This window comes from Rhodoferax potami (assembly GCF_032193805.1).
Classification (GTDB): domain Bacteria; phylum Pseudomonadota; class Gammaproteobacteria; order Burkholderiales; family Burkholderiaceae_C; genus Allorhodoferax; species Allorhodoferax potami_A.
The window spans coordinates 498,561-517,994 of record NZ_JAVBIK010000001.1 but is presented as its reverse complement, the minus strand read 5'-3'; the positions used below and the strand labels follow the sequence as shown (position 1 = coordinate 517,994).

Here is a 19,434-nt window from a genome sequence, read left to right as displayed (position 1 = left end):
TGAGGGTGGCGGTATTTTTTTGGATGGACGACTTTATGAAACAGACCCCAGCGCCCCAGCCTATTGATGACTTTGCCGGCTGGCTCCAGGCATTCACCCAGCCCACAGTACTTCTAGAGCTGGCCGCCTTGGGCCTCAGTGTGGCCTTTGCGTGGGGCTTGGTGGCTGCATTGCGCCGGGCCTTGGGGGATGACAGCGGCAAATCGATCTGGTTTGGCAAAAAGGTGGTGGACGGCGTGTTCTTTCCGCTGGCTTTGCTCGTGCTGGGTTACGCCATGCTGGAGTTGCTCAGTCATTTTGTGAACATTGCGGTGTTCCGCCTGGTGATTCCGGTGCTGATGTCTTTGGTGGTGATCCGGGTGGGAGTCAAAGTGTTGCAGGCGACTTTTGCTGAGGCTCGCTGGATCAAGCCCTTGGAGCAGACCATCTCCTGGGTTGCATGGATGGCCATGGTGTTGTGGGTAAGCGGCTTGCTGCCGGTCATCTTGAATGAGCTGGACCAGATTACCTGGAAAGTCGGCGGCACCACGCTATCGGTCCGCAACATCTTGGAAGGCATGGTCACGGCGGGTGGCGTGCTGATCATTACGCTGTGGATTTCTGCCGGCATTGAGTCGCGCTTGTTGCGCTCGGCAACCGGAGGCGAGTTGTCACTGCGCAAAGCGGCCAGCAATGCCGTGCGCGCTTTGTTGATGTTTGTCGGCTTGATGATGGCCCTTTCAGCGGTCGGCATTGATTTGACGGCCCTGTCGGTGTTGGGCGGTGCGGTGGGCGTGGGTATTGGCTTGGGTTTGCAGAAACTCGCGGCCAATTACGTCTCGGGTTTTGTGATCCTCACCGAGCGCAGCATGCGGATTGGCGATGTGGTTCGGGTGGATGGCTTTGAGGGGTTGATCACCCAGATCAATGCCCGCTACACCGTGGTGCGGAGTATGTCCGGGCGCGAGTCGATTGTTCCCAATGAGATGTTGATCACCCAACGGGTTGAGAACTTGTCGCTGGCGGATCCCCGGGTCAACCAAACCTTAACGGTGTCTGTGGGCTACGAGAGCGATGTTGACCAGGTCATGCAACTCTTGACCAATGCCGCCCTCACACAGCCCCGTGTGCTGCATGAGCCCGGCCCGGCGGCGCAGTTGGCGAACTTCGGAGCGGACGGGCTCGAGTTCACGCTCACCTATTGGATTAACGACATCGAAAATGGGCAGGGCAATCTCAGGTCGGAGATCAACTTGGCGATCCTCAAAGCCCTGCGCGATAACGGGATCGATATTCCGTACCCCCAGCGGGTGGTCCATAGCCGCTAGGCGGCCATTTCTGATACACCCCCCTAAAAGAGGGGGCATCGAGCGGGTACACCCCAGTTTGGCCCCGCTATAATTCCAAAAAAGCACGATCGTTCTATTTTGTGATAACCTGCATGCAATCCTTGAGAAAATTCTTGGGGAGCTTGGTACGGCATAGAATCAGATGATTGACGTGCACGTCAACTAAAACGACCAAATTTCTAACTATCTGGAGTCGCAGCAATGAAAGTCCTGGTACCCGTCAAACGTGTGGTGGACTACAACGTGAAGGTTCGCGTCAAGTCGGACAACACGGGTGTAGACATCGCCAACGTCAAGATGAGCATGAACCCCTTTGACGAGATCGCCGTGGAAGAAGCCGTGCGCCTCAAGGAAAAGGGCGTGGTCACGGAAGTGATCGCCGTGTCCTGCGGCGTGGCCCAGTGCCAGGAAACCCTGCGTACCGCCATGGCCATTGGTGCCGACCGCGGCATTCTGGTGGAAACTTCTGAGGAGCTGCAACCCTTGGCTGTGGCCAAGTTGCTCAAGGCTCTGGTCGACAAAGAGCAGCCCGGCCTGGTGATCCTCGGCAAGCAAGCCATTGACGACGATTGCAACCAGACCGGCCAGATGCTGGCAGCCCTGGCTGACCTGCCCCAAGCCACATTTGCCTCCAAGGTGGAAGTGGTGGACGGCAAAGCCCACGTGACCCGTGAAGTGGACGGCGGCTTGGAAACCCTGGCGGTTACCCTGCCGGCCATCATCACCACCGACTTGCGCCTGAACGAGCCCCGCTATGTGACCTTGCCCAACATCATGAAGGCCAAGAAGAAGCAACTCGACACTTTCAAGCCTGAAGACCTCGGCGTGAATGTGGCTCCCCGCATCAAGACTCTGAGCGTGGCTGAACCTGCCAAGCGCAGCGCCGGTATCAAGGTGCCCGATGTGGCGACCCTGGTGGACAAACTGAAGAATGTTGCAAAGGTAATCTGATCATGACCGCTCTTGTTATCGCCGAACACGACAATGCATCCATCAAGGGTGCCACCCTGAACACCGTGACTGCTGCCGCCCAAGCGGGTGGTGACGTGCACGTATTGGTCGCTGGCAGCAATGCGGGTGCCGCTGCTGCCGCTGCTGCGCAAATCGCCGGTGTGTCCAAAGTGATCCATGCCGACAGCGCTGCTTTCGAGCATGGCTTGGCTGAAAACGTGGCAGCCCAAGTGTTGGCTATCGCCGGTGCCTATAGCCACATCGTTTTCCCGGCCACTGCCTCTGGCAAGAATATCGCCCCCCGCGTGGCGGCCAAGCTGGACGTGGGCCAAGTGTCTGACATTACCAAAGTGGTGAGCGCCGACACCTTCGAGCGACCCATTTATGCCGGCAACGCCATCGCCACCGTGCAAGCCACTGACGCCGTGAAAGTGCTGACCGTGCGCACCACCGGTTTCGATCCCGCCGCGGCCACTGGTGGCAGTGCAGCGTTAGAGACCGTGACAGCTGCAGCCACCAGCGCTGCCGTGACTTTTGTGGGTTCCGAGATCGCTAAGAACGACCGCCCTGAGCTGACAGCCGCCAAGATCATCGTCTCCGGCGGACGCGCTTTGGGTTCTTCCGAGAAGTTCTCCGAAGTCATGACCCCGCTGGCCGACAAGCTCGGCGCTGCATTGGGTGCATCCCGTGCTGCGGTGGACGCGGGTTACGCGCCCAACGACTGGCAAGTGGGCCAGACTGGCAAGATCGTGGCACCCCAGCTGTATGTGGCTTGCGGTATCAGCGGCGCCATCCAGCACTTGGCCGGCATGAAGGATTCCAAGGTCATCGTGGCCATCAACAAAGATCCGGAAGCCCCCATTTTCAGCGTGGCAGATTTCGGCTTGGAGGCCGACCTCTTCGCCGCTGTGCCGGAACTGATTGCGGCACTCTGATGCCGGTCCGAAAAAGGGGCATCGCTTGCGGTGCCCTTTTTTTTGGTCTTGCCTGTTACCTACCTTGTCTGTAACCCCCACAATAACTGGAGACTCACCATGAGTTACGTCGCCCCCCTCAAGGACATGCTGTTCAACATCCAGCACCTGGCCAACATTGAACAGATCGCCCAACTGCCCGGCTTTGAAGACGCCGGCCTCGATACGGCCCAGGCGGTGCTGGAAGAGTCCGCCAAGTTCACCGAAGGCGTTTTGGCCCCCCTGAACTGGGAAGGCGACAAAAACCCCTCCAGCCTGAAAGACGGCGTGGTCACTGCCACCCCCGGTTTCAAAGAAGCGTTCAAGCAGTTCACCGATGGTGGCTGGCAAGGCCTGCAGCACCCCACCGATTTCGGTGGCCAAGGTTTGCCCAAGACGATTGGCGCGGCTTGCGGCGAAATGGTCAACAGTGCGAACATGAGCTTCGCCCTGTGCCCCTTGCTGTCGGACGGTGCCATTGAGGCCCTGCTGACCGCCGGCTCTGACGAGCTCAAGGCGACCTACCTGGAAAACCTGGTGAGCGGCAAATGGACCGGCACCATGAACCTGACCGAGCCCCAGGCAGGCTCCGATTTGGCCTTGGTGCGCAGCCGCGCTGAGCCCCAGGCGGATGGCACTTACAAGGTGTTCGGTACCAAGATTTACATCACCTGGGGTGAGCACGATATGGCCGAGAACATCGTCCATTTGGTGCTGGCCCGCGTGAGCGGCGCGCCTGAAGGCGTGAAGGGCATCAGTTTGTTTGTGGTGCCAAAATTTATGGTGAACAAAGATGGTTCTTTGGGCGCCCGCAATGATGTGCATTGCGTGTCTATCGAGCACAAGATGGGCATCAAGGCCAGCCCGACAGCGGTGCTGCAGTACGGAGACAAGGGTGGTGCGATTGGCTATCTCGTGGGCCAGGAAAACCGCGGCCTCGAGTACATGTTCATCATGATGAACGCTGCCCGCTACGGCGTGGGTGTGCAGGGCATTGCGATTGCTGAGCGCGCTTACCAAAAGGCGGTGCAGTTCTCCAAAGACCGCGTGCAAAGCCGCCCGGTGGATGGCTCCATGCCCGGCAGCGCCCCCATCATTCACCACCCTGATGTGCGCCGCATGTTGATGACCATGCGCGCTTACACCGAAGGCTGCCGAGCGTTGGCCAGTGTGGCTGCCAGCGCTTACGACGCGGCACACCACCACACCGACGCCGAAGCCCGCAAGCAGAACCAGGCTTTCTACGAGTTCATGGTGCCGCTGGTCAAAGGCTACACCACCGAAATGAGCCTGGAAGTCACTTCGCTGGGTGTGCAGGTGCACGGCGGCATGGGTTTCATCGAAGAAACCGGCGCGGCCCAGTACTACCGTGATGCCAAGATCCTCACCATTTACGAGGGCACCACTGCCATCCAGGCCAATGACCTCGTGGGGCGCAAGACTGCCCGCGATGGTGGCCAGATTGCCAAGGGTATTGCCGCCCAAGTGGAAGCGACCGAAGCGGATTTGCTGGCCAGCGGCTCCGCCCATGCGCTGGCTGTTGCCAAGCGGCTGAAGGCTGCCCGTTTGGCGTTTATTGACGTGGTCGAATTCGTGGCTGGTAACACCAAGGCAAGTCCGAACGCGGTGTTCGCCGGCAGCGTGCCGTACCTCATGCTTGCAGGCAACTTGATGGCCGGCTGGCAACTGGCCCGCTCGCTCTTGGTCGCCGAAAAGGCGATTGCTGCTGGCGACGATGTGGCGTTTATGCAGGCCAAGATCACCACTGCACGCTTCTATGCCGACCACTTGTTAAGCAAGGCCGGTGGCCTGCGCGACAGCATTGTGGAAGGTGCCGACAGCGTCACCGCCTTGCCGCTCGACGCTTTCTGATGGGCTAGCCGGCGTTGCCGGTGACGTTGATGCTATAGATTTGGTAGCTGCTCGCGCATATGCAGCGAGCGCTACCGGTCGATTTCTTCCATAAAAAGTACCCGAGGAGACCCCATGTCCAAACTGCCTGCGCCGCTGGATAGGCTGCCATTTCCGGTGATCGGCTCGCCGCTGTTCATCATCAGCAATCCGAAGCTGGTGATAGCCCAGTGCATTGCGGGTGTGGTGGGCTCCATGCCAGCGCTCAATGCGCGTCCGGCCGAGTTGCTGGAGGACTGGCTGAAAGAAATCACCGAGGCCTTGGCGGCTCACAACGCAGCGCACCCCGACAAGCCTGCCGCGCCTTTTGCGATCAACCAGATCGTGCACAAAAGCAATGACCGCTTGGAGCACGACATGGCGTTGTGCGTGAAGTACAAGGTACCGATCATCATCACTTCGCTGGGCGCGCGCGAAGACATCAATGCTGCCGCCCACTCTTACGGCGGTGTAGTGTTGCACGACATCATCAACAACAAGCACGCGCACAAAGCTATTGAAAAAGGCGCGGACGGCCTGATCGCTGTGGCTGCTGGTGCCGGTGGCCATGCGGGCGTGAAGAGCCCGTTTGCCTTGGTGCAGGAAATCCGCCAGTGGTTCGATGGCCCATTGGCCTTGTCGGGCTCCATTGCCACGGGTGCCTCGGTGCTGGCGGCGCAAGCCATGGGGGCAGACTTTGCCTACATCGGCTCGGCCTTTATTGCGACCGAAGAAGCCCGCGCCGCGCAGGAATACAAACAGGCCATCGTGGACAACAACTCGGACGAGATTGTTTACAGCAACCTCTTCACCGGTGTGCACGGCAACTACCTGGCGCCCAGCATTCGCGCGGCCGGCCTGGACCCTGCCAACCTGCCGGAGAGCGACCCGAGCAAGATGAACTTTGGCGGCGCGTCTGCCAAAGCGTGGAAAGACATCTGGGGCTGCGGACAGGGCATTGGTGCCGTCGACAAGATTCAGCCCGCCGGCGAGTTTGTGGCCCAGCTCAAGCGGGAATACGCCGCTGCCAAGGCCGAACTACTGGCGCGCAACTACGCCTGATTTTTTAAGCATTTATGCTGGTAGCGCCCGCGCTTCATGCGCGAGGCGCTATTTTTTTGATAGTAGGGGAGGCGGGGCGTTACCAATATCCCGTACAGATCAGGCCTGCAGGCGCAGCTCCGGCGCGTTGTCGGCCATCAGGCGGTTCAAGGCGCGTTCCACGATAGGTGCCTGATCCAGCATTTGCAGCTCGTGGCGGCGCAGCATGGCGGCAACTTCCCGCTCGGACAGCACGAAGGCGTCAAAGCCTTCGCGGTTGGTAAATAAGAAGCGTGTGCGCATCGGGCTGACCCAGCTCAGGCGGCAGCGGAAGGGCGGTGTCTCCGGTGACACCTTTTCAAACCAGACACCGCGGGTCAGCAACTGCGCACTGGCATCAAAGTCATCCATCTGCTCGGCATCTTGCTCGGCAAGTTTGCCGGCCCTACGCTCGTCCAGTGCCTGCATCGCCTCATCGGCGGCATGTGCCTCGAGGGCCGCACCTTGGGTGTCGAGCGGGGGAGCGGCCTTCATCCGTATCGCCAGCATGTGGGTGGCAATCAGCCTGCGGGTGAAGTTCGCCCTGTATTCGCCGTCCCAGCCAATGCTATCGAGCTCGGCATTGAGTGTGCGAACCAGCTCGGGCAGCACGCCGACTAATTCTTGGCGCTCTTCTGGCTTTGTCTTGGGCTGTGTGCTCCAGATGAGCTGATCCATCGTGGCCAATGTGCGGTTCCAATGGCCCGGATGGGTGTCTTCGGTCATCCATGCCACCGCAATCACCTGCCGCCATTGGGTGGTGAGGAAGGGTTTGAGAAACGGCGCCAGCGGCAGGTGCTCGGGCAGCGCGCTGATGCGCGCGTGTACAGCCTCATCGGCCTGTGCCAGCGCGGCCGCCAACTGCTCCTCGTCGTTCTCCCGGGAGGCAAATGGCTCGATGTGTTGGTCAGCCTGCCGCTCGGACTCAAACAAGAATTCGGTGAAGTCGGCCAGGAGCGCCGCAAACAGCGTGAGGTCGTCATTGAACTCGTGCAACACCCGCTGGACGGTGGATTCGATCCGTTGGTACAGGGGGTCTTGTTCGCCTTTGTCTGGCGTCCATGCGACCGAGGCGGATGCCAAGGTGTCCACCAGTTTGCGGGCAGGATGCTCCGCACTCAAGAAGAAATCGCGGTCCACCATGGCTGCGCGCAAAACAGGAATTTGCAATCGCCCGATGACCACCTTCAGTTCGGCCGGGATAGCGCCATCGGTGAACACGTAGTCAAACACCTCGGCCAGTGCATTGACCGTGCCGCGGTCCAGTTCTTGGGCCTGTTGGAATGTCGGCTGATCCCCCAATTTGCGCAACACATTGTGCGGGGATCCGGCAGTTTCTTTGGCGTCGTCAGACTCCAGGAACTGATAGCGGGAGCCGCGTCCGGTGCCGGCTTGCATCGCACTCAGGTACTGCAACAAGGCGGGGTCTGCAGGAATGGACAGGCTGTTGTGCGCTCCCGGAGTACCGCCGGAGTCGGCATCCGAGAGTTCAAAGCCACCAGCCTGCTCGACGGAGGGGCGTCCAACACCCAAGCGACGCAAGAAGTGACGGGCCTGTTGCACCCACTCCTGGCGCGCAGGCCCCCACTGGGACCACACAGAGGGGGCCGACTCGGGTGCCGCCGGAGGCGTGTCCCGGTGAGTGAGGCTGCTGCTTTCGGTGGTTGCGGCAAGTGGTGCGCCGGCGCTGCGCGGACCCAGGTCGGCTGCGCCGGTCAGCGGCGCAAACTGCGACGACCCATTGGGGGATTTCCGGATGCGATGCACGGTGGTGGCATGCACTCCTGCCTGCGTGAGCGTGGCAATCAGCTCGGTGTACAGCGGGCCCAAATCCACAAAGTGCGCAGGCTCCAGCGTATCCACCAGGTGCTCTGTGACTTGGGGGTCAAGCTCGCCTTTTTCCCAACCCAGCATGAAACCTTTGAGCAACACGAGCGGGCGGAAGGGGTTTTGCGACAACGACGCAGATTCGTCCCCCATCAAGGCGGCCAGTTGGGTCGTCAAGGTGGTGAGCAAAGGCTCGAAATGCAGATTGAACCGTTGAGCCACCCGGTCCAACAACAGGATACGGTGCACCTCATCCACGTCAATCAAGCTGAACGACATGCCTTCAAGGGTGTCTGCGGTGGGCTTTGGTGAGGCGGACAGCTGGGTGAGGGCGGGCCATGTGGTGGCCACTTCTTCCTGCAATGCCAACCGGAGTTGGTTTCGGTAAGACTTCAAGAACCGCTCTGGCTGCCGGTCCAGTAAGACCGAGGCGGCCCGCAAGTTCTGCCCTTGTATGACCGGTAACTTTCCATCTGCGAGGTCCAGCAGATGGCCGCGCAGATGTTTCAGGCTGGCAGTATCGCGCTCTTCGAAAAAACCCAAGGTTCTTCCCACCATCGCACGCACCAGGCGCTGAGCCCTGGCCCGCGATTCAGGCGTGCTGTTGCCGGCAGTTAATGACTGAAAAGCGCTCATAAGCCAACGTTGGCATGGGGCTGGCAGTTTGCCCGCATGCACTTTTATAAGGTTGTAACCGAGGGGGAATGATCGCACGGACGTGCCACTTGTTGCAGGGGGTCAAGGGCACTTTGCCCCTCTGAATGCTTGGGATCAGCGGGTTTCTGGTAAGGAGTTGTAACCCCGTGCCATCAGGCGGAAAACACTCAGGCGGCGGGGTAAAAAACCGCAGGGTCCCCCGGCTGCCAGGGCTGAAAAACGGCCATGCAAACCTTGAAGAAATCCGACCCCTCAAACGAGGTCAACCAGTGCACCAGGGCCTGCCAGTCTTGTGCCGCGAACCAGGTGGGGTCGGTGTGGGCAAACTGCCGGACAAACGGTGCGATCGCTGCATCAGCCCAACCCCAGGCCGGCCCTTGTAAGAAGGGTTGCGCTTGCAAGTGGTGGTCAAGCGTTCTCAGAAAGGCGGCTCCCTCTGCGCGGTTGGCTTGCCCGTCAGCCAGGTGGTACCGGTTGGGGTATTTGTAGCGATCGAGATGCGGTTTGAACTCCCCATCACACCGGTGAACCAACGCCTTCGCTTCTGATTCCGCGCTACCTGAGGTGGGCAGCCAGCCCATGGGGTCGTGCTGTTGCAGCGCCCATTGCATGATGTCCAGGCTTTGCTCGATCACAAGGCCATCCGGCAGCACCAAAACCGGAACAGTCCCTTTGGGCGATGCCTCCAACAGGGCTACCGGCTTGCTGCGCAGCACAACTTCCCGCAATTGCACTTGCATCCCACTAGCTCCAATCGCCATGCGGGCGCGCATGGCATAAGGGCACCGGCGGAAGGAGTACAAAATAGGTAGGCTCATGGCGCAAAAAGCAGGGTTATTCAGGGGGATTCGGGCTTGGGCAGGGTCGCGCCTATGTGCACCTGTTGACGCTGTTTGGCCAGCTCCCATTGGCGCTGGCGCTCGCGAGCGCTGGCTTTTTGAGTATCGCTGGTGTGCGCGTGGCAGCGGGGGCAGCTCACGCCCGCCTCAAAGAGCGGCGACTCGGTAGCACCTGCCTCCAAAGGGTGACGGCAGGCACGGCACAGCCCATGATTCCCCGGCTTGAGGCCATGGCCCACGGAGACGCGTTCATCAAAGACAAAGCATTCGCCTTGCCACAGGCTTTCTTCGGGAGGAACCGTTTCGAGGTACTTGAGAATGCCGCCTTCGAGGTGGTAGACCTCGTCAAAGCCTTTTTCGCGCATATAGGCGGTCGACTTTTCGCAGCGGATGCCTCCGGTGCAGAACATGGCGACTTTGGGCTTTTTTCCTGATCCCGCTAACACCGGGTCTTGCGCGACCCACGCGGGCAACTCGGCAAAACTTTTGATTCGCGGATCAATGGCACCGGCAAAAGTGCCGATTTCCACTTCGTAGTCGTTGCGGGTATCGACAACCACCACATCAGGGTCGGAAATCAGGGCGTTCCAGTCCTGCGGTTTGACGTAGGTTCCCGCCATTTTGGTGGGGCTGATGCCCGGCACTTGCATGGTCACGATCTCTTTTTTCAGGCGCACCTTCATGCGATAGAAGGGCGCTTTTTCCGAGAAAGATTCTTTGTGCTGCAAGTCCGCCAGCAAGGGGTCCGCACGCAAATAGGCCAGTACCGCATGTACGTCATCAGGCATGCCGGCAATCGTGCTGTTGATGCCTTCTTCAGCGAGCAAGATCATGCCTTTGACCCGGCGACTTTCGCAAAATGCCAGCAGAGGGGCCTTGCGCTCGGCGAAGTCGGGCAGTTCAACAAACTTGTAAAAAGCAGCGGTCAGATATACAGGTTTCGACATCCCCCGATTGTGCCTGCCCAGCCGCGCTTGTCGGCGACTTGGCAGGCTACGGCGGGGCCGGCATGGCGCCAACATGCGTAAAAAAGCCGCCGGATCGCTGGGCGATCGTGGCGGCTTGGTCGGGCCGGTGGCAGCCCCTTAGGGCATGGCCGATCAGCTAAAGAAGCTCTTCAGGCGATCTGTCCAACTGTCGCCGGTGGGCGAGTGCTTGCTGCCGCCTTTTTTGAACGACTCATCCAACTCCTTGAGCAGCTTGCGCTGGTGCTCGGTGAGCTTGACCGGTGTTTCCACCGTGATGTGGCAATACAGGTCGCCGGGGTAGCTGGAGCGCACGCCCTTGATGCCCTTGCCGCGCAGGCGGAACTGCTTGCCGGTTTGGGTACCTTCGGGAATGTCGATCGCCGCTTTGCCAGCCAGCGTAGGCACATCAATCTCGCCACCCAACGCTGCGGTGATGAAGCTGATGGGTACAGAGCAATGGATGTCATCGCCATCACGCTCAAAGATGTCGTGCTTCTTGAGGCGGATTTCGATGTACAGGTCGCCGGGTGGGCCGCCATTGGTACCCGGCTCGCCGTTACCTGCGCTGCGGATGCGCATGCCGCCGTCGATACCCGCCGGGATTTTGACTTCCAGGGTTTTCTGGCGCTTGATCTTGCCTTGGCCGCTGCAGGCATTGCAGGGGTCAGGGATGACCTTGCCATTGCCGCGGCAGGTGGGGCAGGTCTGCTGGACGCTGAAAAAGCCTTGACGCATCTGCACCGTACCCGCTCCATTACAGGTGCCGCAGGTTTTGACTTGGGTGCCGGGTTTGGCGCCGGTGCCTTTGCAGGTGTCGCAGTTGTCCCAGCTGGGGATGCGGATCTGCGCGTCTTTGCCGCGTGCCGCTTCTTCCAGGGTGACTTCCATGGCGTAGCTCAAATCGCTGCCACGGTAGACCTGACGTCCACCCCGCGCACCGCCGCGCTGTTGGCCGAACATGTCGCCAAAGATATCGCCGAAGGCTTCGGCAAAGCCGCCATAGCCCTCGCCACCGCCGCCACCCCGGTTGGGGTCCACGCCGGCGTGACCGTACTGGTCATAGGCCGCACGCTTTTGGGCGTCAGAGAGCATCTCGTAGGCCTCTTTGGCCTCTTTGAATTTCTCTTCTGCGGCTTTGGCGGCATCACCCTGATTGCGGTCAGGGTGGTGCTTCATCGCCAATTTGCGATAGGCCTTTTTGATCTCTTCTTCCGTAGCGGTCTTGCTGACGCCCAGAACTTCGTAATAGTCGCGTTTGGCCATGTGTCTCTTTTGCCTGTAAACAACAGAAAAGCCGCGTTGAACCCCAAGTGGCGTTCAACGCGGCATCTTTGTGCTGCGCTAGTGTGCCAGCTTAGCCTTTTTTGACTTCTTTGACTTCAGCGTCCACGATGTTGTCATCGTCTGCTGGCTTGGAGCCCTGTGCGCTTTGCTCTGCACCAGCAGGCTGCTCGCCACCTTCAGCGGCTTGCTTGGCTTGCATGTCAGCGTACATCTTCTCACCCAGCTTCTGGCTGGCTGCCATCAGGGCTTCGCTCTTTGCCTTGATCGCGTCTTTGTCGTCAGACTTCAGGCTGTCTTCCACGTCCTTGATGGCCGCTTCGATCTTTTCCTTTTCGCCGGCGTCCAGCTTGTCGCCGTACTCGGTCAGGCTCTTCTTGACGCTGTGGGCGTTGGCTTCGGCTTCGTTACGGGCCTGCACCAGTTCCAGCTTCTTCTTGTCGTCGGCTGCATTCAGCTCGGCGTCTTTCACCATTTGCTGGATTTCGTCTTCCGACAAGCCGGAGTTGGCCTTGATGGTGATCTTGTTTTCCTTGCCGGTGCCCTTGTCCTTGGCGCCTACGTGCAAGATGCCGTTCGCGTCAATGTCAAAAGACACTTCGATCTGGGGTGTGCCGCGCGCTGCGGGTGGGATGCCTTCGAGGTTGAATTCGCCCAGCATCTTGTTCACCGCCGCGATTTCGCGTTCACCCTGGAACACCTTGATAGTCACGGCAGGCTGGTTATCTTCTGCGGTCGAGAAGGTCTGCGCAAACTTGGTTGGGATGGTGGTGTTCTTGGTGATCATCTTGGTCATGACGCCACCCAGGGTTTCAATACCTAGGGACAGGGGAGTCACGTCCAACAGCAACACGTCTTTGCGGTCACCGGAGAGCACTTGGCCTTGGATCGCAGCGCCCACGGCCACGGCTTCGTCAGGGTTCACGTCCTTGCGTGGCTCCTTACCGAACAACTCCTTGACCTTCTCTTGCACCTTGGGCATGCGGGTCATGCCACCGACCAGAATCACGTCATGCACTTCGGAGGCGGACACGCCAGCGTCCTTCAGGGCGGTACGGATAGGGGCAATGGTGCGCTCGATCAGCTCTTCCACCAAGGACTCCAGCTTGGCTCGGGTCAGCTTGACGTTCAAGTGCTTGGGGCCGGACGCGTCTGCAGTGATGTAGGGCAGGTTGATGTCGGTTTGCGAACTGCTGGACAGTTCGATCTTGGCCTTTTCAGCGGCTTCCTTCAAGCGTTGCAGGGCCAGCACGTCCTTGGACAGGTCGACGCCTTGTTCTTTCTTGAACTCGGTGATGATGAAGTCGATCACGCGTTGGTCGAAGTCTTCACCGCCCAGGAAGGTGTCACCGTTGGTAGACAACACTTCGAACTGCTTTTCGCCATCGACGTCAGCGATTTCGATGATGGACACGTCAAAGGTGCCGCCACCCAAGTCGTACACGGCAATCTTGCGGTCGCCCTTTTCGTTCTTGTCCATACCGAATGCCAAGGCAGCCGCGGTAGGTTCGTTGATGATGCGCTTGACATCCAGACCGGCAATGCGGCCAGCATCCTTAGTGGCTTGGCGCTGTGCGTCGTTGAAGTACGCGGGCACGGTAATCACGGCCTCGGTCACTTCTTCGCCGAGGTAGTCTTCGGCGGTCTTCTTCATCTTGCGCAGTACGTCAGCGCTGACCTGCTGAGGCGCCAGCTTATTGCCACGCACTTCTACCCATGCGTCGCCGTTATCGGCAGCCGCAATGGTGTAGGGCATCAGGTCGATGTCTTTCTGGACTTCTTTCTCAGTGAACTTGCGACCGATCAGGCGCTTCACTGCGTAAAGAGTGTTACGGGGGTTGGTCACAGCTTGGCGCTTGGCGGATGCGCCCACCAACACTTCGCCGTCTTCCTGGTACGCAATGATGGACGGGGTGGTGCGCGCGCCTTCCGCGTTTTCGATCACTTTGGGCGTGTTGCCTTCCATCACAGCCACGCAGCTGTTGGTGGTTCCCAAGTCAATGCCGATGATTCTTCCCATGGTGTACTCCTAAAACTCTAAAAATTCAGATGTGGATAAGGTGTGGGCTACTCAAAACGTTTCAAGTGCCCAACCGCTCAAAAATTACGATTAATCCGGTCGGCTGGTTGTGCGCTGTCGCACTTACTTGGGGGCAGACACGGTGACCAAGGCCGGGCGCAGCACGCGATCAGCAATGGAGTAGCCCTTTTGCAGCACATTGACCACGGTGTTGGCTTCCTGCTCGGAAGGCACCACGCTGATGGCTTGGTGATGGTGCGGATCGAATTTGGTGCCGGCAGCCGGTGCGATGGCGATCACCTTGTTGCGCTCAAGTGCAGCTGTCAATTGGCGCAGGGTGGCTTGGGCGCCTTCGCGGATCTGCTCGGGGGTGGCGTCTTTGATCACAAGACCGGCTTCCAGGCTGTCTGCCACGGGCAACATGCTCTCGGCAAAGCTTTCCACCGCAAACTTGCGGGCTTTGGAGATTTCGTCTTCAGCGCGGCGGCGGGCGTTTTCTGCTTCGGCTTTGGCGCGCAAGAATTGGTCAGCCAATTCACTGCTTTTGGCTTTCAACGTGGCAAGTTCTGCTTGGGCTTGGGCCAAGGCGTCGCCCTCGTTCGCAGCGGCCGCTGCGAGAATTTCTTCGGGGCTTTGTGCCGCGTCAGCGGCCGGGTTGGGGCTGGATGGGCTTGGGGTATCAGACATGCTGTTCTATCCGGTTGAATGCGATTGCGCTCTATATGGCGACGCATAACCTTGTTTCAAGAGGGAGTTTCCGGATGCCGTGCGGTCATCCGGAAGATGTGTCACGGAGAGGCTGCGGAATTAGCCGCGCACACCCAGCAATTCCACGTCGAACTTCAGGGTTGCATTGGGGGGGATCACGCCGCCGGCACCGCGGGCACCGTAGCCTAGCGCTGCAGGGATGATCAGGGTGCGGGCCCCGCCGACTTTCATGCCGGCCACGCCCTCGTCCCAACCGCGGATCACCATGCCGGCGCCCAGATGGAACACAAACGGATCGTTGCGGTCTTTGCTGGAATCGAACTTGGCGCCTTGCACGCCATCGTTGTAGAGCCAGCCTGTGTAATGCACGGTGACGCTTTGGCCTTTTTTGGCTTCGTCGCCGGTGCCTTCAATCGTGTCTTCAAACTGGAGTCCGCTGGCGGTAGTAGGCATATTCAAATCCTTTTGCTATAAAAACAGGAGCAGGTCGCGCAAACGCACTGGGTGCTGGCGGCCGGAAAAACCATAAATTATGCCCCAGCCAAAAAAAAGACAGGCCATGGCCTGTCTGCAGGATTCAGGCCGTTAAACGGCCGGCAGCGGTTTACTTCGCCTTTTTTGCCTGAGCGGTAGACCACTTCACGGCAAACGCCTGCAAGTCACCCAGGCGCTTGAGCAAATCTGCACCTGCGGATGTCACTACATAGCCGTCGGTACCGTGGGTCAGGAGGCCGGCTTCGCGCAATTCTTTGATCCGGGTATTCAGGGTGTTGGGGGTAATTCCACCGACGCTGTCTTGCAGCAAGCGGAAGGTTTGTGCGTGGCCGTCGCGAAGGGCCCACAAAACGCGTATCGCATAACGGGATTCCAAGAGTTCCAACAATTGGCCCACTGCGACCGTTTCTTTTGCACTCATTACCTTGCCCTTTTTATGTATCTTGATGGTGGGCCGGCCATGCGGCCGGATTCCTAAAACGAGCGGAAACTATAGCGCAGTTTTCTGCTTGCTACAAGTTTCATAGCTGTTGGCACAGGTAAACAGGGCGCCAGACTTACAAACGCATACCTATGTGTCCGGCTTGCCACTGCGTGCCCACGATGCTAAGGTGCGGTGATTCATGATCCGGAGGTTTTTTCACATGGCTTTCAACTTTGAGCTGGTCCACAACTACTACGAGCGCCTGGTTTTTGAGGAGGTCGTCCGCCGGGCTGCCGAGTTTCCGGCTTTCAACAACGATATGTTGGGTGATGTGGCGTGCGTTGCGCTGAACCGCCTGCCGGCGCGCTATGTACGCCACGACGTGGATTTGATGTTTTATTTGACGGAACAAGAGCGCCAGGCAATTGACCTGTCTCTTGAAGAGGCCTTGCTGTTTGCGTTCCGTTTCGTGGGCGAACGTAGCGCCAAGGCAGGCGACTAAAAGCCGCCCTTCGTTCGGACGCCTGCAACCTTCAGAAGGTCGCTTTGATCTTTTGCAGCAGTTCCGGACTGATAGAGGGCATGGTTCCAAACCATGCCTCAAACGCCGGGCGGGCTTGATGCAGCAGCATGCCGAGCCCGTTGGCGGTGGGGTTCCCACGTGCCGCCGCGGCGGTAAGCAAGGGCGTCTCCATCGGGACATACACAATGTCCGACACCAGCGCTGTGGCCGGGAGCGCGTCCAGCCGCAGGTCGAGTGCAGGCTGGCCGTGCATGCCTTGGTTGGTGGTGTTGACCAGTAGCGCACAGCCCTCCAGGCAGGCGTGCCTTTCTGACCAGGCGACGGCCTTGACCTTGTCACCAAATTCACCGGCCATCTCGGTGGCTTTGCCATCGCTGCGGTTGGTGAGCCGGATTTCCGGGACGCCTGCATCCAGCAGGCCCACCACGACGGCGCGCGCCGCACCGCCAGCCCCGACCACACAAACCGGCCCGCTGGCAGGTTGCCACGGGCTACCCGCTTCGTAAAGACTCTGGACAAAGCCGAAGGCATCAGTGTTGCGACCACTCAGGGAGCCATCTGTATTCACCACAATCGTGTTCACCGCACCGATACGCTGACCGAGTGCATCCACATGGTCCACGATGGACATCGCATCGACTTTGTGAGGAATGGTCAGGTTGCAGCCGGCAATTCCGAGAACGGGCAGGGCGCGCAACGCTTGCTCCAGGCGTGCGGGCTGCACCGGCAGCAACACATAGGCGCCGCGCAGGCCATGTTCGGCAATCCAGTGGTTATGGATGACCGGGGAGCGCGAGTGCGCGACGGGCCAGCCCATCACGCCGGCGAGTTGGTAGGGGATGTCGTGAGCCATACGAATGACAAAGCGATCTTTTCGATCGGTTGGTTGGAATGGGTGCTATCAAAAAAATAGCGCCCCGCGCACATTGCATGTGGGCTGGGGCGCTAAATGGCTTGTAGTGAAGCCGGCGGGCTTTACAGGGTGTCGGTGAAGCTGCGCAGCTTGTCCGAGCGGCTGGGGTGCTTGAGCTTGCGCAGGGCCTTGGCTTCGATCTGGCGGATGCGCTCGCGGGTCACGTCGAACTGCTTGCCCACTTCTTCGAGGGTGTGGTCGGATGTCATCTCGATACCGAAACGCATACGCAGCACCTTGGCTTCGCGCGGGGTGAGGCTGTCGAGGATGTCCTTGACCACATCGCGCAGACCGGCCTGCATCGCCGCTTCCATAGGTGCGGTGTTGGCGCCGTCTTCGATGAAGTCGCCCAAGTGGCTGTCGTCGTCGTCGCCGATCGGTGTTTCCATGGAGATCGGCTCTTTCGCGATCTTCATGATCTTGCGGATCTTGTCCTCCGGGATCTCCATCTTCTCAGCCAAGACCGACGCATCCGGCTCAAAACCAAACTCTTGCAAGTGTTGGCGGCTGATACGGTTCATCTTGTTGATGGTTTCGATCATGTGCACCGGAATACGGATGGTGCGGGCCTGGTCCGCGATCGAGCGGGTAATCGCCTGACGGATCCACCAGGTGGCGTAGGTCGAGAACTTGTAGCCGCGGCGGTATTCAAATTTGTCCACCGCTTTCATCAAACCGATGTTGCCTTCCTGGATCAGGTCCAGGAACTGCAGGCCGCGGTTGGTGTATTTCTTGGCGATCGAAATCACCAGGCGCAAGTTGGCCTCGATCATTTCTTTCTTGGCGGCGCGGGAGGCGTACTCGCCGGCATTCATGCGCTTGTTGATGTCTTTGAGTTGCTCCAAAGGCACCACCACCTGCGCCTGCAGGTCGATCAGCTTTTGTTGCAAATCCTGCACCGGCGGAATGTTGCGGCCCATGACAGCGGCCCAGCTCTTGCCGGAGGCGGCTTGCTTTTCAATCCACTTCAGGTTCAGCAGGTTGGAGACCGCCTTGTTACCGGCCTTGTCGCGACCGCTGAATTCCGCGATGAATTGTTCTTGCGGGTAGCCGCACTTGTCTACGATGATGCGGCGCAGTTCGCGTTCCTTCTTGCGCACGTCGTCCACCTGGGCACGCACCATGTCGCAGAGCTTTTCAATCGCCTTGGCGGTGAAGCGGATGGTCATCAGCTCGTCGCTGAGGGCCTTCTGTGCTTTCACATACGCGGGAGTGCCGTAGCCTTCCTTGTCGTAGACCTTGTGCACCTTCTCGAACAGCTCGCGCATTTTGTCGAAGCGCTCGAGTGCTTGCTTTTTCAGCTCTTCCAGCTTTTTGGTCAGGGCCTTGGAGCCGCCTTTGCCGTCGTCATCGTCGGCTTCGTCGAATTCGTCGAAGTCTTCTTCAGCCACATAGTCGTCAGCTTCGTTGGGGTTGGAAAAGCCGTCCACGATGGTGGTGATGACGACTTTGCCTTCGCGGATATCTTCACCCAGACGCAGAATTTCGGCGATGGTGGCGGGCGATGCGGAGATCGCCTCCATCATGTCCATCAAGCCGCCTTCGATGCGCTTGGCAATTTCGATTTCGCCTTCGCGGGTCAGCAACTCGACCGTGCCCATTTCGCGCATGTACATGCGGACCGGGTCGGTGGTGCGGCCGAATTCCGAGTCCACGGTGGACAAGGCGGCTTCGGCTTCTTCTTCCGCTTCTTCCACAGTGGCCGCAGTGGAGACGTTGTTGTTCAGCAGCAGGGTTTCTGCGTCAGGGGTTTGCTCGTACACCGCCACGCCCATGTCGTTCAACATGGAGATCACGACTTCCAGAGTTTCCGCATCGACCAGCTTGTCGGGCAAGTGGTCGGAAATTTCGCCGTGGGTCAGGTAGCCGCGGGTCTTGCCCAAGGTGATCAGGGCCTTCAGGCGCGCGCGGCGCTTGGCCATGTCTTCTTCGGACAGGACAGTTTCGTCCAAGCCGAACTCTTTCATCAAGGCGCGTTCTTTCGCCTTGCTGATCTTCATGCGCAGGGGCTTGACCTTTTCACCGGTAGCCGTCGTGGTGGCCGCGGCTTCGGGCTCGCCGACCAAGTCCGCTTCAATATCCGACATGTCCATGTCATCACCGCTGGATTCGGCAGCTGCAGCCTTGGGCTTGCGACCGCGCTTGGCGCCGGTGGTGGTTTTGGCGGGAGCAGCAGATTCGTCAGCTGCGGCCTTGGCGGGGCGACCCGCTTTCTTTTTCGCAGGAGCTTCAGCAGCGGCCAAAAGCGCGTCAGCGGCTTCTTTCAACAGGGTGGCTTTGGATTTGGGTGCGGACACGGAGGGTGCTTTCTTTTCGGTTTTGGCAACGGCCTTGCTGGCAGGCTGAACAGGCTTGGCGGATTTTGAAGCGGGCATGCAGAAACCTCGGGACAACAAAAAACTAACAAACGACAGAACAGTTGCCGGCTGACGCTGCGCTCAAACGCGATGTAGTGGCTAGGCAGGGAATCAAATTCCCCATTGGCAAGATGGGAGGGCGATCATTTGGAATGCAGTCCTTGCGGTAAGGTGGCCTGTTGTGATGAACTATTCACGGTGGCCTGACCCGGAGGTGCTG

At 59.3% G+C, this 19,434-nt stretch carries 16 protein-coding genes; 6 read left to right on the top strand and 10 right to left on the bottom strand.

The features are described 5' to 3' along the window. The first annotated feature begins 35 nt into the window (after positions 1-35). From RAE19_RS02495 to RAE19_RS02475, 5 genes are all read left to right on the top strand, one after another. Entirely contained in the window at positions 36-1,307 is a 1,272-nt protein-coding gene (locus RAE19_RS02495; RefSeq protein WP_313873433.1) for a mechanosensitive ion channel family protein, read from the top strand. Positions 1,308-1,529: 222 nt separating this feature from the next. Next, positions 1,530-2,279, top strand: a complete 750-nt coding sequence (locus RAE19_RS02490) for an electron transfer flavoprotein subunit beta/FixA family protein (protein ID WP_313873432.1) — start codon at positions 1,530-1,532, stop codon at positions 2,277-2,279. Between the two features lie 2 nt (positions 2,280-2,281). Continuing rightward, positions 2,282-3,214 carry an electron transfer flavoprotein subunit alpha/FixB family protein gene (locus RAE19_RS02485; RefSeq protein WP_313873431.1) on the top strand — a complete coding sequence of 311 codons (933 nt, stop codon included), beginning with the start codon at positions 2,282-2,284 and terminating at the stop codon, positions 3,212-3,214. A gap of 99 nt (positions 3,215-3,313) precedes the next feature. Then, a complete protein-coding gene (locus tag RAE19_RS02480) occupies positions 3,314-5,104 on the top strand; it encodes an acyl-CoA dehydrogenase (RefSeq protein WP_313873430.1) in 1,791 nt (596 codons plus the stop codon). A 114-nt stretch (positions 5,105-5,218) separates the two neighbouring features. After that, positions 5,219-6,184: an NAD(P)H-dependent flavin oxidoreductase gene (locus RAE19_RS02475; protein ID WP_313873429.1), complete on the top strand. Its 966-nt coding sequence runs from the start codon at positions 5,219-5,221 to the stop codon at positions 6,182-6,184. Between the two features lie 99 nt (positions 6,185-6,283). Here the strand turns inward: RAE19_RS02475 and RAE19_RS02470 are convergent, their stop codons facing one another. The 8 genes from RAE19_RS02470 to RAE19_RS02435 form a co-directional block, all read right to left on the bottom strand. Further along, the gene (locus tag RAE19_RS02470; protein ID WP_313873428.1) at positions 6,284-8,665 is read right to left on the bottom strand and encodes a DUF1631 family protein; all 2,382 of its coding nucleotides are present in this window, start codon (positions 8,663-8,665) and stop codon (positions 6,284-6,286) included. A 188-nt stretch (positions 8,666-8,853) separates the two neighbouring features. Further along, a complete protein-coding gene (locus tag RAE19_RS02465) occupies positions 8,854-9,504 on the bottom strand; it encodes a glutathione S-transferase (protein WP_313873427.1) in 651 nt (216 codons plus the stop codon). A 20-nt stretch (positions 9,505-9,524) separates the two neighbouring features. Beyond that, positions 9,525-10,472, bottom strand: a complete 948-nt coding sequence (locus RAE19_RS02460) for a rhodanese-related sulfurtransferase (protein ID WP_313873426.1) — start codon at positions 10,470-10,472, stop codon at positions 9,525-9,527. Positions 10,473-10,625: 153 nt separating this feature from the next. Then, positions 10,626-11,756 (bottom strand): molecular chaperone DnaJ, encoded by a 1,131-nt coding sequence (dnaJ, locus tag RAE19_RS02455; protein WP_313873425.1) that lies wholly within the window; start codon positions 11,754-11,756, stop codon positions 10,626-10,628. Positions 11,757-11,847: 91 nt separating this feature from the next. Beyond that, positions 11,848-13,794 carry a molecular chaperone DnaK gene (gene dnaK, locus RAE19_RS02450; RefSeq protein WP_313873424.1) on the bottom strand — a complete coding sequence of 649 codons (1,947 nt, stop codon included), beginning with the start codon at positions 13,792-13,794 and terminating at the stop codon, positions 11,848-11,850. A gap of 123 nt (positions 13,795-13,917) precedes the next feature. Further along, positions 13,918-14,481, bottom strand: a complete 564-nt coding sequence (gene grpE, locus RAE19_RS02445) for a nucleotide exchange factor GrpE (protein ID WP_313873423.1) — start codon at positions 14,479-14,481, stop codon at positions 13,918-13,920. Between the two features lie 120 nt (positions 14,482-14,601). Then, positions 14,602-14,955 carry an FKBP-type peptidyl-prolyl cis-trans isomerase gene (locus RAE19_RS02440; RefSeq protein WP_430962506.1) on the bottom strand — a complete coding sequence of 118 codons (354 nt, stop codon included), beginning with the start codon at positions 14,953-14,955 and terminating at the stop codon, positions 14,602-14,604. A 151-nt stretch (positions 14,956-15,106) separates the two neighbouring features. Beyond that, the gene (locus RAE19_RS02435) at positions 15,107-15,418 is read right to left on the bottom strand and encodes a winged helix-turn-helix transcriptional regulator (RefSeq protein ID WP_313873421.1); all 312 of its coding nucleotides are present in this window, start codon (positions 15,416-15,418) and stop codon (positions 15,107-15,109) included. 223 nt (positions 15,419-15,641) lie between these two features. Between RAE19_RS02435 and RAE19_RS02430 the strand changes: the two genes are divergently transcribed. Further along, complete coding sequence (locus tag RAE19_RS02430) at positions 15,642-15,923, top strand: late competence development ComFB family protein (RefSeq protein WP_313873420.1); 282 nt, start codon at positions 15,642-15,644, stop codon at positions 15,921-15,923. Positions 15,924-15,954: 31 nt separating this feature from the next. Here RAE19_RS02430 and RAE19_RS02425 read toward each other — a convergent pair whose 3' ends face one another. Both RAE19_RS02425 and rpoD read right to left on the bottom strand, forming a co-directional pair. Next, positions 15,955-16,797 carry a shikimate dehydrogenase gene (locus RAE19_RS02425; RefSeq protein WP_313873419.1) on the bottom strand — a complete coding sequence of 281 codons (843 nt, stop codon included), beginning with the start codon at positions 16,795-16,797 and terminating at the stop codon, positions 15,955-15,957. Between the two features lie 122 nt (positions 16,798-16,919). Continuing rightward, positions 16,920-19,232, bottom strand: coding sequence for an RNA polymerase sigma factor RpoD (gene rpoD, locus RAE19_RS02420; RefSeq protein ID WP_313873418.1), 2,313 nt, complete (start codon positions 19,230-19,232; stop codon positions 16,920-16,922). Positions 19,233-19,434 lie beyond the last annotated feature (202 nt).